Annotated in this window: 14 protein-coding genes; 7 read left to right on the top strand and 7 right to left on the bottom strand. The window is 66.4% G+C overall.

Annotation, left to right across the window (positions count from 1 at the left end):
• Positions 1-87 precede the first annotated feature (87 nt).
• From QTI04_RS14390 to QTI04_RS14380, 3 genes are all read right to left on the bottom strand, one after another.
• Positions 88-1,479 (bottom strand): sensor histidine kinase, encoded by a 1,392-nt coding sequence (locus tag QTI04_RS14390; RefSeq protein WP_286601900.1) that lies wholly within the window; start codon positions 1,477-1,479, stop codon positions 88-90.
• Positions 1,466-2,140, bottom strand: coding sequence for a response regulator transcription factor (locus QTI04_RS14385; RefSeq protein ID WP_286601901.1), 675 nt, complete (start codon positions 2,138-2,140; stop codon positions 1,466-1,468). Before QTI04_RS14385 ends, QTI04_RS14390 begins: the two co-directional genes overlap by 14 nt.
• Before the next feature lie 61 nt (positions 2,141-2,201).
• Positions 2,202-3,128 carry a LysR family transcriptional regulator gene (locus QTI04_RS14380; RefSeq protein ID WP_286601902.1) on the bottom strand — a complete coding sequence of 309 codons (927 nt, stop codon included), beginning with the start codon at positions 3,126-3,128 and terminating at the stop codon, positions 2,202-2,204.
• Between the two features lie 103 nt (positions 3,129-3,231).
• On the opposite strand from QTI04_RS14380, the gene QTI04_RS14375 reads away from it, so the two are divergent.
• From QTI04_RS14375 to QTI04_RS14345, 7 genes are read left to right on the top strand one after another with little or no spacing between them, the layout of a single operon-like run.
• On the top strand, positions 3,232-4,698 hold the full coding sequence (locus tag QTI04_RS14375) for a ribulose-bisphosphate carboxylase large subunit (protein ID WP_286601903.1): 1,467 nt from the start codon (positions 3,232-3,234) through the stop codon (positions 4,696-4,698).
• A gap of 12 nt (positions 4,699-4,710) precedes the next feature.
• Positions 4,711-5,151 (top strand): ribulose bisphosphate carboxylase small subunit, encoded by a 441-nt coding sequence (locus tag QTI04_RS14370; protein ID WP_286616236.1) that lies wholly within the window; start codon positions 4,711-4,713, stop codon positions 5,149-5,151.
• Between the two features lie 22 nt (positions 5,152-5,173).
• Positions 5,174-6,121: a CbbX protein gene (cbbX, locus tag QTI04_RS14365; protein WP_286616235.1), complete on the top strand. Its 948-nt coding sequence runs from the start codon at positions 5,174-5,176 to the stop codon at positions 6,119-6,121.
• Positions 6,118-6,846, top strand: coding sequence for an HAD-IA family hydrolase (locus QTI04_RS14360; protein ID WP_286616234.1), 729 nt, complete (start codon positions 6,118-6,120; stop codon positions 6,844-6,846). The genes cbbX and QTI04_RS14360 overlap by 4 nt, the downstream gene beginning before the upstream one ends.
• 28 nt (positions 6,847-6,874) lie before the next feature.
• Positions 6,875-7,936 carry a class 1 fructose-bisphosphatase gene (locus tag QTI04_RS14355; RefSeq protein ID WP_286616233.1) on the top strand — a complete coding sequence of 354 codons (1,062 nt, stop codon included), beginning with the start codon at positions 6,875-6,877 and terminating at the stop codon, positions 7,934-7,936.
• A 24-nt stretch (positions 7,937-7,960) separates the two neighbouring features.
• Positions 7,961-8,845: a phosphoribulokinase gene (locus QTI04_RS14350; protein ID WP_286616232.1), complete on the top strand. Its 885-nt coding sequence runs from the start codon at positions 7,961-7,963 to the stop codon at positions 8,843-8,845.
• A 12-nt stretch (positions 8,846-8,857) separates the two neighbouring features.
• Positions 8,858-9,547 carry an HAD-IA family hydrolase gene (locus QTI04_RS14345; RefSeq protein ID WP_286616231.1) on the top strand — a complete coding sequence of 230 codons (690 nt, stop codon included), beginning with the start codon at positions 8,858-8,860 and terminating at the stop codon, positions 9,545-9,547.
• A gap of 1 nt (position 9,548) precedes the next feature.
• Here QTI04_RS14345 and QTI04_RS14340 read toward each other — a convergent pair whose 3' ends face one another.
• From QTI04_RS14340 to QTI04_RS14325, 4 genes are all read right to left on the bottom strand, one after another.
• A complete protein-coding gene (locus QTI04_RS14340; protein ID WP_286601910.1) occupies positions 9,549-10,526 on the bottom strand; it encodes a tripartite tricarboxylate transporter substrate binding protein in 978 nt (325 codons plus the stop codon).
• 107 nt (positions 10,527-10,633) lie between these two features.
• The gene (eno, locus tag QTI04_RS14335; RefSeq protein ID WP_286616230.1) at positions 10,634-11,917 is read right to left on the bottom strand and encodes a phosphopyruvate hydratase; all 1,284 of its coding nucleotides are present in this window, start codon (positions 11,915-11,917) and stop codon (positions 10,634-10,636) included.
• A gap of 11 nt (positions 11,918-11,928) precedes the next feature.
• A complete protein-coding gene (pyk, locus tag QTI04_RS14330) occupies positions 11,929-13,344 on the bottom strand; it encodes a pyruvate kinase (RefSeq protein ID WP_286616229.1) in 1,416 nt (471 codons plus the stop codon).
• Between the two features lies 1 nt (position 13,345).
• Positions 13,346-14,650, bottom strand: a complete 1,305-nt coding sequence (locus QTI04_RS14325) for a glycerate kinase (RefSeq protein WP_286616228.1) — start codon at positions 14,648-14,650, stop codon at positions 13,346-13,348.
• Between the last annotated feature and the right edge of the window lie 2 nt (positions 14,651-14,652).

Raw genomic sequence — 14,652 nt, 5'->3', positions numbered from 1 at the left:
AGACCTGTCCTGTCACCTTTCTGCCGGGGCGCTGACAGCCGGTTGTCTGCCAGCTGTCAACAAGCTTACAGAGTGCCGCTGCGCCAATCAGGCAGCGCGCAAAGGGAAGAAGACGCTGAAGGTGTTGCCCACGCCGTCGATGTCTTCCTCCAGCGTGATGCGCGCGCCATGCAGCGTGGCGATCTCGCTGACGATGGCAAGTCCGAGACCGCTGCCATCCTCCTGCGTACCGAGGAGGCGGTGAAATCGTTCGAAGATGCGGGCGCGCTCTTCCACGGGGATGCGGGGGCCGTCGTCGCTGATGGCCAGGCGACATTGATCGTCGTTGATCCGGGCGGCCTGCACGGTCACTCGACCGCCCGACTGGCTGTAGCGGATCGCGTTGTCGATCAGGTTGTTGACCAGCTCGCGCAAGCGGTCCTGGTCGGCGTCGATCATCAGCGGATGTTCGGCGCCTTCGAAGCCCAGGTCGATGTTTCGCTTGATGGCCTGGGGTGCCCAGTCCATGCTCACCTCCAGGGCGTGGGCGTTCAAGTCCAACGGCTGCAACTGCATGGAGTCGAGCGCACCGGGCTCGTTGCGGGCCAGCGAAAGCAGCTGGCGCACCAGCCTCGACAGCCGGTCGGCGCTGATATAGAGCTGCGCGAGCGAATGGCGCACCCGGTGCAGATCGCTTTCCCTCAATGCCAGCTCGATCTGGGCCTTCAGGCCGCTGACCGGCGTCTTCAGCTGATGAGCGGCGTCGGCCACGAAGCGGTTCTGGAAATCGAAAGTGCGCCCAAGGCGTCCCATCAATTCGTTGATGTCGTCCACCAGCGGACGCACCTCTCCCGGGACGTCCTGAATGTCGATGGGACTCAAGTCCAGGTGCGAGCGGTCCGATACGGCACGGCGCAGCCGCTGCAGCGGTTCGAGCCCGCGCGACACCCCGAACCAGACCACGGCCGTCGCCATGACGATCAGGAGCAGCTGCGGCAGCACCACATTCGCGACCATTTCCCAGGTCAGGCGCGCTCGCTTGTTGAGCGTTTCGGCCACCTGCACCAGAACCTGCGGGGGCCCGGCATCCGGCCCGACGGGCATCCACGCCACCATCATCCGCACCGGTTCGCCGCGCACTGCATCGCCGTAGAAGTCCGGCTTGCCGGCCTTTCCAACGCGCGCCGCAGGCAACTGGGGATCGCCACCCAGATCGGCGCCGTTCTCGCCGATGACCCGGTAGAAGAGCTGGTCTTCCGGATCCACGAACAGGATGTTGGCCGCGGCCTCCGAGAGCTCGAGCCGGGGACGCGTTCCGTCGAGCTTCACGTGCAGGGCGATCTCGCGGCCGATCTCGTGCAGCGCACGGTCGTAGGCCAGGTTGGCGAACCGCAGCGAGTTCCAGTAGGCGGCGGCCGTATCGAGCACCAGCAGGACGGTGAGCGGCCCGAGCAGCCAGGCCAGCAGCTTGCGCTGCAGCCGGGGCTCAGACCTCCACATCGCTGCTGTCGATCAGGTAGCCCATGCCGCGCACGGTGCGGATCTCGCAACCCAGCGGCTCCAGTTTCTTGCGCAGCCTGTAGACGTTGACTTCGATCGCGTTGTCGCCGACCTCGTCGCCCCAGCCATAGAGATGATTGACCATTTGCTCCTTGCTCACGACACGCCCCGCGCGCATCAGCAGCAGTTCGAGCAAGGCGAGTTCGCGTGGCGACAAATCCAGCGGCCGCTTGTCGTGGAACACACGGCGGCCAACGGTATCGAAGCGCAGCGAACCATGTTCGAGGTCGGGGGTGGACTGGGTACTGCGGCGCAGCAGCGCTCGGACTCGCGCTTCGAGCTCCGGCAGATCGAACGGCTTGGCCAGGTAATCGTCTGCGCCGAGATCAAGCCCGCGGACACGGTCTGCGAGGGTGTCGAAGGCGGTGAGCATCAGCACTGGCATCGTCGACTTGCGGCCCCTGAGACGCTTCAGCACATCCAGTCCGCTCAGCCCGGGCAAGCCGATGTCCAGGACGGCCAGGTCATATTTGCCGAGGGCGAGGGCATGGTCGGCCTCCTCGCCGGTCGTGACGACGTCGACAGCATGGGCGGACTGCACCAGCGCCCGCGAAAGTGCATCCGCCAGCACCCGGTCGTCCTCGACGAGCAAGATCCGCATTGATTTCCTGACTGCGTGTGTCTTTGGGGATGCTAACCGCAAGCGCGCGCCGCGACGGGGCTCATGCCAGTGCCGTCTCGCTGAACATCGCGGCCAGGTGCGATTCGCCGCGCTCGAGGATGAAATAGCGAAAAGCCTCGGCTGCCGGCGACAGCATCTTGGCTGCTGCATTCACGAGGTGCCAGCGCCGCATCAACGGCAAACCTTCCACGGACGGCGCGGCGATCAGCCCGTTGCGCCATTCCAGACCGATGGTGTGGAGCGAGACCAGGCTCACGCCCAGGCCGGCCATGACGGACTGCTTGATCGCCTCGTCGCTCGGCATCTCCATGATCAGCATCGGCTGGAGGCGGTGCACGGCGAGAAACTCCTCGAGCGCCGCGCGCGTGCCCGAACCCGGCTCGCGCACGATGAATCCTTCGCGCGCCAGAGCGGCAGCGGGCACGTTCTCCGCCCTCGCGAAGGGGTGGCTCGGGGCCGTCACCAGCACGTGCGGGTGCATCGCGAAGGGTTCGGCGCGATTGGGCCATTCCTTGGGTGCCCGGCCCATCACCGAGACCTCCACCTCGTTCGCCTGCATCAGCGCCACCAGCTGCTCGCGGTTCCCCAGGCGCAGCCGCACCTCGACCGCGGGATGCTCGGCATGGAACTGCGCCAGCAGCTGCGGGAGAAAGTACTTCGCCGCGCTGACCATGCCGATCGTCAATACGCCCGATTCGACGCCCTTGAAGCGCGCCATGGCGTCCTCGGCATCCTTCAGCGTGCCGAGCAGGCGCCGCGCGTAGACCGCGAAATACTCGCCGGCGGTGGACAGCGACAGCCGCCGGCCGGCGCGGTCGAACAGCGGCAGGCCGACCTGGGATTCCACCTCCTTGATCTGCATGGACACCGCCGGTGGCGTGAGGTGCAGCGCCTCCGCGGCGCGCAGCACGCTGCCCTGGCGCACCACCTCGGCGAACACCCGCAGCTGGCGGAACGTGATGTTCATGATTAAGGAAATGCTTACTTAAAAGCAAAAGAAGTCTGAATTTACCTTAATTGCTTCGACTTCTACAGTGAGTTCATCCACCCAACGCTGCCCGGAGACCACTGTGAACCTACCCGTCGAACAAGGCGTCATCACCGACGCCAAGAAGCGTTACAGCGCCGGCGTCCTGAAGTACCGGCAGATGGGGTACTGGGACCCCGGCTACCGGCCCAAGGACACCGACGTTCTCTGCCTGTTCCGCATCACGCCACAGGATGGCGTCGAGGCCATCGAAGCCGCCGCCGCGGTGGCCGGCGAGTCGAGCACGGCCACCTGGACCGTGGTCTGGACCGACCGGCTGACCGCCTGCGACAGCTACCGCGCCAAGGCCTACAAGGTCGATCCGGTGCCCGGCCAACCCGGCCAGTACTTCGCCTGGGTCGCCTACGACCTCATCCTGTTCGAGGAGGGCTCGATCGCCAACATGACGGCCAGCCTGATCGGCAACGTCTTCTCGTTCAAGCCACTGAAGGCGGCACGGCTCGAGGACATCCGCATTCCAGTCGCCTATGTGAAGACCTTCAAGGGCCCGCCGACCGGCCTGGTGGTCGAGCGCGAGCGGCTCGACAAGTTCGGCCGTCCGCTGCTCGGCGCCACCACCAAGCCCAAGCTGGGCCTGTCGGGCCGCAACTACGGCCGCGTGATCTACGAAGGGCTCAAGGGCGGGCTCGATTTCATGAAGGACGACGAGAACATCAACTCGCAGCCCTTCATGCACTGGCGTGATCGGTTCCTGTACGTGATGGACGGCGTCAACAAGGCCAGCGCGGCCACCGGCGAGGTCAAGGGCAGCTACCTGAACGTCACCGGCGCGACCATGGAAGACATCTACGAACGCGCGGAGTTCGCGAAGGAACTGGGCTCGGTGGTGGTCATGCTCGACCTGGTGATCGGATGGTCGGCGATCCAGAGCATGGCGAACTGGGCGCGCCGCAACGACATGATCGTGCACATGCACCGCGCCGGCCACGGCACCTACACGCGGCAGAAGAACCACGGCGTGAGCTTCCGCGTGATCGCCAAGTGGCTGCGCCTGGCCGGGGTCGACCACATGCACACCGGGACGGCCGTTGGCAAGCTCGAAGGCGACCCGATGACGGTGCAGGGCTACTACAACGTCTGCCGGGACAGCTTCACGAAGCGGGATCTGCCGCGTGGCCTGTTCTACGACCAGGATTGGGCGGACATGCGCAAGGTGATGCCGGTCGCCTCGGGTGGCATCCATGCCGGGCAAATGCACCAGCTGATCGACCTGTTCGGCGACGACGTGATCCTGCAGTTCGGTGGCGGAACGATCGGGCATCCGGCGGGCATCCAGGCCGGTGCGGTGGCCAACCGCGTCGCGCTCGAGGCGATCGTCAAGGCACGCAACGAAGGCCGCGACATCCTGAACGAGGGCCCCGAGATCCTGCATGCCACCGCACGCGGCTGCACGCCGCTCAAGCAGGCGCTCGACACCTGGAAAGACGTGTCGTTCAACTACGCTTCCACCGACACCAGCGATTTCGCCACCACCGCATCGGTGGCTTGAGAGGGCTCGATCATGATGACCAACCCGACCGGCCGCATCACCCAGGGCCAGTTCAGCTTCCTGCCCGATCTCACCGATGCCGAGATCGCGCTGCAGATCGACTACGGCCTCCAGAAGGGCTATGCCTGGAGCGTCGAATACACCGACGACCCGCATCCGCGCAACACCTACTGGGAGATGTTCGGCATGCCGATGTTCGACTTGGGCGACGCGGCGGGCGTGGTGCTCGAACTGAAGGAGTGCCGCAAGACATTCCCTCATCACTACATCCGGCTGATGGCGTTCGACTCCACACGCGGCGTCGAGACCATCACGATGAGTTTCATCGTCAACCGGCCCGCCAGCGAGGCTGGCTTCAGCCTCGTGCGCCAGGAGGTCCATGGCCGCACGATGCGCTACACGGTGCGCAGCTACGCGACCGACAAGCCCGAAGGCGAGCGCTCCGGCGCCTGAACGACGGCTTTCGGGGCACCTCATGACTGCACCTCTGTACGCGATCCCGGGCGCCCCGGCCGCCGCCGCGCCGGATGAACCGCCCCAGGCCGCGCGCACGGTGGCCGAGGTCTTGGCGCAAAGCCAGGTCGAGGGAGTCATCGATGAACTCGACCGCGATCTGATCGGGCTGGTGCCGGTGAAGAGCCGCATCCGCGACATCGCCGCGCTGCTGGTGATCGACAAGCTGCGCGCCCAGCACGGCCTGGTCGCGCAGGCGCCTTCGCTGCATATGTGCTTCACCGGCAACCCCGGCACCGGCAAGACCACCGTGGCGCTGCGGATGGCGCAGATCCTTCACCGGCTGGGCTATGTGCGCAAGGGTCATGTGGTGAGCGTGACGCGGGACGACCTGGTGGGCCAGTACATCGGCCACACCGCGCCCAAGACCCGGGAGGTCTTGAAGAAGGCGATGGGCGGCGTGCTCTTCATCGACGAGGCGTACTACCTGTACCGCCCGGAGAACGAGCGCGACTACGGCCAGGAGGCGATCGAGATCCTCCTGCAGGTGATGGAGAACCAGCGCGACGACCTGGTGGTGATCCTCGCCGGCTACAAGGACCGGATGGACACCTTCTTCCAGTCCAACCCCGGGATGAGCTCGCGCATCGCGCACCACCTCGACTTTCCCGACTACGCCACGCCCGAGCTGCTGCAGATTGCAGACCGCATGCTCTCGGCCACGCGGTACCGCTTCGGCGCCGAAGCGCGCGAAGCCTTCGACAACTACCTGCACCTGCGCATCGCCCAACCGCATTTCGCGAACGCGCGCAGCGTTCGCAACGCGCTGGACCGGGCGCGGCTGCGCCAGGCCAGCCGGCTGTACGCCGACCGCGATCGCGAGCTCGGGGCGGCCGAGCTGAGCACCATCGCGGCAGGCGACATCCTCGCCAGCCGGGTGTTCGCAAACGCCGAGAAGGATGCGCCGTGAAGCCAGAACCCTTGCGCGCCCTGATCTTCGATTTCGACGGCACGCTCGCCGACACCGAGAGCGCGCATCGCGCGGCGTTCAACGATGCCTTCGCCGAGGCCGGCCTCGATTGGCATTGGGACGAGACGCTTTACACGCAGCTGCTGGAGGTCGCCGGAGGCAAGGAGCGCATCCTTCACTACTGGGGCCAGGTGCGCGGCGACACCAAGGTCATCGACGCCGGCGCGCTGGCCTATACCGTGCAGCGCATTCACGATCTCAAGACCGCGTCCTACGAGCGCAGGGTGCACGACGGTGCCGTGCAACTTAGACCCGGGGTGCAGCATCTGATCGACTCGGCGTTCGACGCGGGGCTGCGCCTGGCGATCGCGACCACCACGTCGCCGGTCAACATCGCGGTCGTGCTGCGATCGGCGATCGGGCTCGACTGGGCACACACCTTCCAGGTCGTCGAGGATGCCGCCACCGCCCCTCGGAAGAAGCCGCATCCCCAGGCTTATCTTCAAGCGCTGCAGAGACTGCAGGTGCGCGCCGCGCAGTGCCTGGCCTTCGAGGACTCGGCCAACGGACTCAGGGCGGCCATCGATGCCGGACTGCCAACCATCGTGACCCCCAACGCCTTCACCACGCACCACGACTTCGCGGGAGCGCTGCATGTCCTGTCCGACCTGCAGGGCAAGACGGTGGCCGAGCTGAGGAGCTGGCACGCAAGCGCACAGCGCTGAATCCGGGTCCACGAATCGAAAGACGACCATGCCTTTATCCTACCGATCCACGCTCACGCAATACCTGATCGAACAGCGCCGGCGCTTTCCCGGGGCGAGCGGCGACTTCAACGCGCTGATCCTGGACGTGGCGCTCGCGGCCAAGGCGATCGCACGCGCCGTGGCATTCGGCGAGCTCGGTAGCGCGGCGAGCGAGCCGGGCGAAACCCGGAAGCCTCTGGACGTCATCAGCAACGAGATCTTCACCCGCATGAACGAGTGGGGAGGGCACTGCGCCGGCATGGCGTCGGAGGAGGTGGATGAGCCCTACCAGATCCCTCCGCAGCATCCACGCGGCAAGTACCTGCTGGTGTTCGATCCGCTGCACGGCTCCGGCAACATCGAAGTGAACGTCTCGGTCGGCAGCGTCTTCAGTGTGTTGCGCGCTCCACAGGAAGTGGTCGACAGCGGTCGCGATGTGACCGAGGCCGATTTCCTGCAGCCTGGCGCGGTCCAGGTGGCTGCGGGCTATGCACTGTACGGGCCGACGACGATGCTGGTGCTGTCGGTGGGAAACGGCGTGGCAGGGTTCACGCTCGACCCGAACCTGGGCGAATTCATGCTGACCCATCCGCACATCCAGGTGCCGATCGAGACACAGGAATTTGCGATCAACGCTTCCAACAGCCGCTTCTGGGAAGCGCCGGTCAAGCGCTACGTCGACGAATGCCTCGCTGGCAGGACCGGCACCCGATGCAAGGATTTCAATATGCGCTGGATCGCCTCGATGGTGGCCGAGGTGCATCGAATCCTGATGTGCGGCGGCGTTTTCCTGTACCCGCGCGACTCGAAGGACCCGGCCGAGCCGGGCCGTCTGCGCCTGCTGTACGAGGCCAACCCCATTGCATTCATCGTGGAGCAGGCCGGCGGACGCGCCAGCACCGGGCGCCAGCCCGTGCTGGGCGTGCAACCCACGTCGCTTCACCAGCGCATCGGCCTGGTGTTCGGCTCGAAGATCGAGGTCGAGCGCATCGAGCGGTATCACACCGAGCCCGCCAGGGGCGGACTGGCAAGTCCGTTGTTCGCCAGGCACAGCTTGTTCCGCGAATGAGAGATCTTGCTTCGAGGCCACACCATGTCTGAACGCCATCCCATCATCTCGATCACCGGTTCGTCCGGCGCGGGAACCACGTCGGTCACGCGAACATTCCAGAACATCTTCCGACGCGAGCGAGTCAACGCCGCCATCATCGAGGGCGACAGCTTCCACCGCTACGACCGCAAGGAAATGAAGCTGCGGCAGGCGGAGGCCGAGCGTGAGGGCAACAGGAACTTCAGTCATTTCGGCGCCGAGAACAATCTGTTCGCGGAACTGGAAGCACTGTTTCGCGACTATGCGGACACCGGCGTCGGCCGCCACCGCAGGTATTTGCACGACGCCGGTGAGGCCGCACCCCACGATCAGGAGCCGGGGACCTTCACGCCCTGGGAAGCACTGCCCGAGGGCACCGATCTCCTGTTCTACGAAGGGCTTCATGGCGCCGTGGTGACGCCCGAGGTGAACGTCGCCCGGCATCCCGATCTGCTGATCGGCGTGGTGCCGGTGATCAACCTGGAGTGGATCCAGAAGCTCTATCGCGACAAGACGCAGCGCGGCTACAGCACTGAAGCCGTGACCGACACGATCCTGCGCCGCATGCCCGACTACGTGAACTACATCTGTCCGCAGTTCAGGTACACGCACGTGAACTTCCAGCGCGTGCCGGTCGTGGACACCTCGAACCCCTTCATTACCCGCGACATCCCGTCGGCCGACGAGAGCATGGTGGTCATTCGCTTCGCCAATCCGAAGGGCATCGACTTCCAGTATCTGCTCAACATGATCAACAACTCCTGGATGTCGCGCGCCAACACGATCGTGGTGCCAGGCGGAAAGATGGAGTTGGCGATGCAATTGATCTTCACGCCCTTCATCTGGCGAATGATGGAGCGGCGCAAGGCGGCCCTGAGCGCCCTGTGAACCGATCCCGGCATGGTCTACGACATCGTCAGCTTCGACCTCGACGGCACGCTCGTCGACACCGCCGCCGAGATCGCGGAGGCGGTGAATCTCTCGCTCGACGTGCACGGCGTGGCGCGGCGCCCCACGGCGGAGATCACCCATCTCATCGGCGACGGCTCCCGACAACTGATGCTCAAGCTGCTGGCACGGCTGTACCGCGAGCAGCCGGCGCTGGCGGAGACGGTCCGCGTCGAAGCCGTGCTGGAACGCTTCGAGCACCTCCTGAACGCCACGATCGGCAGCATGTGCGCGCCCTACGCTGGCGCGCACGAGGCGCTGAGTCGGCTCCGTCAAGCCGGCGTCCGGCTCGCCTGCGTGACCAACAAGGAACTGCGCCACGCACGCCGTGTGCTCGAGGCCACTCGGCTCGAAAGCCTGTTCGAGCTCGTGGTCGGCGGCGACTCCCTGCCGCACAAGAAGCCCCATGCGAGCGTGCTGCGCCACGTAGTCGAGACGCTTGACGGCGACACGCGCCGCGCCGCGCATGTGGGTGACTCGAGCACCGACGTGGACGCAGCGCGCAACGCTGGCGTGGCCGCCTGGGCCGTGCCCTATGGCTACAACTCAGGCGTGCCGATTGCCGATTCGCAGCCGCAGCGCATCTTTCCCGGCTTGATGCAGGTAGCCGACTTCGTGCTCGCCAACCCGCACGGCCACTGACTCAATCGATGGCGACCTTGGCGTCCTTGACCAGCTTCGAGTACTTGGTGGTGTCGTCCTTGATCTGAGCCGCCATCTGCGCCGGCGTGTCGCCGACCGGCTCGGCACCGATCTCTTCCATGCGCTTCTTGAACTCCGGCGACTGGATGATCTTCACGATCTCGGTGTTCAGCTTCGTGACCACCTCCTTGGGCGTTGCCGCCGGCGCGAGGATGCCGAACCAGGTGCCCTGGTTGAAGTCCTTGATGCCCGCTTCGGCCAGCGTCGGCACATCGGGCAAGGTGGTGGAGCGCTTCGCCGTGGTCACGGCCAGCGCACGCAGCTTGCCGCCCTTGATGTGCTGCACCAGCGGCGTGAGCGTGTCGAAGGACATGTCGACCTGACCGCCCAGCAGGTCGGTCGTGAGGGGTGCGCTGCCCTTGTAGGGCACGTGCAGCAGTTCGACACCGGCCAAGGTCGAGAACTGGGTGCCGATCAGGTGCTGGACCGTTCCGTTGCCGTTGGATCCGTACGAAAGCTTGCCCGGCGAAGCCTTTGCCATTGCAATCAGGCTCTTCACGTCGGTCGCCGGCGACTTGGCATTGACCACCAGGACGTTGGGCACCATCGCGACGGTGGCGATCGGCGCAAAGCTCTTCTCGAAGTCGTAGGGCAGCTTCTTGTAGACGCTGGTGGCGATGGTGTGGTGCACCGCACCCATGAGCAGCGTGTAGCCGTCCGGCTTGGCCTTGGCGACGTAGTCGGCGCCGACGGTCGCGCCGGCGCCCGGTTTGCTCTCGACGATCACGGGTTGGCCAAGGCTTTGCGACAGCGGCGTGGTGATGGCACGCGCCAGTGCGTCCGAGCTGCCGCCTGGCGGAAACGGCACGACCAGGGTGATCGGCTTGGCGGGCCAGGCTTGCGCGGCGGCGAGCGATGCGGCGAAGCCGAAAGCGATGGCCGTCAGGGCGGTGCGGGGGCGGAAATTCGATGGCTTCACGGTTTGTCTCCTTATGGGTGTGATGCGACTGTAGGCAGCCGCGGGGTGTTCGACGTGGGTCGGAATTCAATCCGGCGTTAACTTGAATTCAATAATCGAAAGCCGGCTCAACGGCCGGAAGAAATGGCCGCTCCACCCGCGAAGACGGCATCGCGGCCGAGTTCGGCCTCGATGAGAAGCAGGCGGTTGTACTTGGCCATGCGGTCGGAGCGGCATAGCGAGCCGGTCTTGATTTGCGCCGCTGCCGTGCACACGCTGAGGTCGGCAATGGTGGTGTCTTCCGTTTCGCCGGAGCGATGCGAAACCACCGCCGAGTACCCGGCCTTGTCGGCCATGGCGATGGCGGCGAGCGTTTCGGTCAAGGTGCCGATCTGGTTCGGCTTGATGAGTATCGAGTTCGCCGCACCGCGCGCGATGCCGCGCTGCAGGATCTCCGTGTTCGTGACGAACAGGTCGTCGCCGACCAGTTGCACCTTGCGGCCGAGCTTCGCGGTGAGGAGTTCCCAGCCATCCCAGTCGTCTTCGGCCATGCCGTCCTCGATCGTCACGATGGGATAGGCAGCCACCCAGCGAGCCAGGTAGTCCACGAACTGCGCCGAGTCGAAGTGCCTGGCCTCCGATGCCAGTTCGTACCGGCCGCCTTTGTGGAACTCCGAACTTGCAACGTCCAGTCCGAGGGCGATGTCCGCTCCGGCCCTGAACCCCGCCTGTTCGATCGCGGCAAGGATGACCTCGATGGCCGCCTCGTTCGACGGCAGGTCCGGCGCGAAGCCTCCCTCGTCACCCACGGCGGTCGACAGGCCGCGGCCCTTGAGCAGGCCCTTGAGCGAGTGGAAGACCTCGACGCCCCAGCGCATGGCCTCCGAGAAGCTCGGCGCGCCGACGGGGACGATCATGAACTCCTGCATGTCGACGTTGTTGTCGGCATGCGCGCCGCCATTGATGATGTTCATCATGGGCAACGGGAGCACCGGCTTGCGGTCACCGCCGATGTGGCTATACAGGGCCTTGCCGCCGGAAGCCGCAGCGGCCTTGGCCGCCGCGAGCGACACCGCGAGGATCGCGTTCGCGCCGAGCCGCGACTTGGTCGACGTTCCGTCCAGTTCGATCATCAGGCGGTCGAGCGCGCCCTGGTCTTCGGCGGCACGGCCGACCAGAGCCTTGCTCAGTTCGCCGTTGACGTGGCCGACCGCCTTGAGGACGCCCTTGCCGAGATAGCGCTTCGGATCGCCGTCGCGCAGCTCGATGGCTTCGCGTGCGCCAGTCGAAGCGCCGGAAGGGGACGCGGCCAGGCCGCGGGAGCCGTCGGACAACAGGACTTCGGCGGCGACGGTGGGATTGCCGCGAGAGTCCAGGATCTCGAAGCCGCGGATTTGCTGGATCGATGCCATGGTTGCTCCGCTCAGATTTGCGCGATGCGCAGGAGGTTGGTGGTGCCGGAAGTGCCGAAGGGCATGCCCGCCGAAATCACGATGGTCTGGCCCGCTGCGCCGAAGCCTTCCCTGAGGGCGGTGCGACTGGCGAGATCGCTCATCTCCGGCACATCCACCACCTCGTGGCAGAGCACGGCGTGGACGCCCCAGGCGAGCGCCAGTCGGCGTGCCGTGGCAAGCCGTGGCGTCATGCCGATGATGGGAGCGCGCGGCCGCTCGCGCGCCATGCGCAGCGCGGAATAGCCCGAGCTCGTGTAGGCAACGGTGGCTGCGGCGTTGAGCAGGCCCGTGATGTCGCGCATGGCCGCGCCGATGGCGTCGGCGGTGCGGGCCAGCGGCTCGGCGCGCGATGAGTCGATCGCGATGCGATAGTTCGGGTCGCTCTCGGTGTGCGCGATGATGCTGCTCATCATCTTCACGGCTTCGACCGGATAGCGTCCGCTGGCCGATTCGGCCGACAGCATGACCGCGTCGGCGCCTTCGTAGATCGCGGTGGCGACGTCCGAGGCCTCGGCGCGCGTGGGCACCGGCGCCGTGACCATCGACTCCAGCATCTGGGTCGCGACGATCACCGGCTTGCCGGCCCGCCTGCAGGCGCGAATGATCCGCTTCTGGATCGAGGGCACCTGCTCGGCAGGCATCTCGACGCCCAGGTCGCCCCGGGCGACCATCACCGCATCCGTCTCCACGACGATGGCGTCGAGCGATGCGATGGCCGCCGGCTTCTCGAGTTTGGCGACGATGCCCGCTCGGCCATCCACGATGTTGCGAACCTCGACGACGTCCTCGGGTCGTTGCACGAATGACAAGGCGACCCAGTCGATGCCGAGCGTCAAGCCATAGGCCAGATCGGCGCGATCCTTCTCCGTCATGGCCGAGAGCGGCAGCACCACGCCGGGCACGTTCACGCCCTTGCGGTCCGACAGCTTGCCGCCGTTCACCACCCGCGTCTCGGCGAAATCCTTGCCGAACTTCTCCACCCTCAGCCGCAGCCGGCCGTCGTCCAGCAACAGGTCGGTTCCCGTTTCGAGCGCCGCGAAGATCTCGGGATGCGGCAGCGCCACGCGCGTCGCGTTGCCCGGTGTCTTCGCGTCCAGGTCGAGCCGGAAGGCCTTGCCTTCGACGAGGTTCACCGGGCCATCGGCAAAGGTGCCGATGCGCAGCTTCGGCCCCTGCAGGTCGAGCAGCACGCCGATGGGCCGTCCGCTTTCGCGCTCGACTTCGCGGATCAGGTCGAGTCGGCGCTTGTGGTCCTCGTGCGTGCCGTGGCTGAAGTTGAGCCGGAACACATCGGCGCCGGCGTCGAACAGCGCCTGGATGGTCTGCCGCTCGTCGCTCGCCGGGCCCAGCGTCGCGACGATCTTCGCGTGCTTGTTTCTTCGCATCTCAGTTTCTCCTGGTGGCGCGGTCGGTGCTGCCGGGCTCGGCAGCGATCACGATCGCGCGAAAGTCATTCACGTTGGTCAGCGTCGGCCCGGTCAGTACCGAGTCGCCGAGCGCCTCGAAGAAGCCGTGTCCGTCGTTGTCGTCGAGGCGCTCGCGCGGCCTCAAGCCTTGCGCCCGGGCGCGGGCCAGCGTGTCGGGCGCCAGCAGCGCGCCGGCGATCTCCTCCTGTCCATCGACGCCGTCGGTGTCGCCGGCCAATGCGTGGATGCCAGGCTCGCCGTTCAACGCGATGCCCAGGGCCAACAGGAACTCGACGTTGCGCCCGCCTCGGCCGCGGCCGCGCAGGGTGACGGTGGTTTCGCCGCCGGACAGCAGCACGCACGGCGCGGCCACCGGCTGGCCATGGCGTGCCACCTGCCGCGCGATGCCGGCCATGGTCCGTGCGACCTCGCGCGCCTCGCCTTCGATCGCGTCGCCGAGGATGCAGGTCTTCAGTCCCGCGTCGCGGGCAACCGCCGCTGCGGCTTCCAGCGCCATTTGCGGCGTCGCGATGAAACGGGTCTCGATGCGCGGCAGGCGTGGGTCGTTCGCTTTCAGCGTCTCGCCCTCGCCGGTTTCGAGCAGCGCCAGCGCTCGCGGCGGCACGTCGATCTCGTACCGGCGAAGGATCTCCAGCGCATCGGCGCAGGTGGTGTGGTCGGGCACCGTGGGCCCGGAGGCGATGTCGACGGGATCGTCGCCTGGCACATCGGACAGCAGCAGGTTCAGCACCCGTGCGGGATGACACGCCGCCGCCAACCGGCCGCCCTTGATGGCGGACAAGTGGCGACGCACGCAATTCATCTCGCTGATGCTGGCGCCGCTCGCGAGCAATGCCCGATTGAGCGCCTGCTTGTCTTCGAGCGTGAGGCCCGGCAGCGCCAGCGGCAGCAGCGACGAGCCGCCGCCCGAGATCAGGCACAGCACCAGGTCGTCGCTCGTGAGGCCCCGGACGATCTCCAGCATGCGACGGGCCGCGGCTTCCCCGGCTGCGTCCGGCACCGGGTGCGCCGCTTCGACGATCTTGATGCGTTCGCATGGCACCGCGTACCCGTAGCGCGTCACCACGAGCCCGCTGAGCGGCCCGTGCCAGTGGTCCTCGACGGCCCGGGCCATCGCCGCGGAGGCCTTGCCGGCGCCGATCACCAACAGCCTGCCTTTCGGCGGCGCCGGCAGATGGCGCGGAACGCACAGCGCGGGTTGGGCGGCAGCGATCGCGGCGTCGAACATGGCGCGAAGCACGTTGCGGGAGTCGTTCGGATTCATGG

The organism is Variovorax sp. J22R115 (assembly GCF_030317005.1).
Lineage (GTDB): Bacteria > Pseudomonadota > Gammaproteobacteria > Burkholderiales > Burkholderiaceae_C > Variovorax.
The sequence above is the reverse complement of the archived record's forward strand: the minus strand, read 5'-3'. Positions and strand labels throughout refer to the sequence as shown.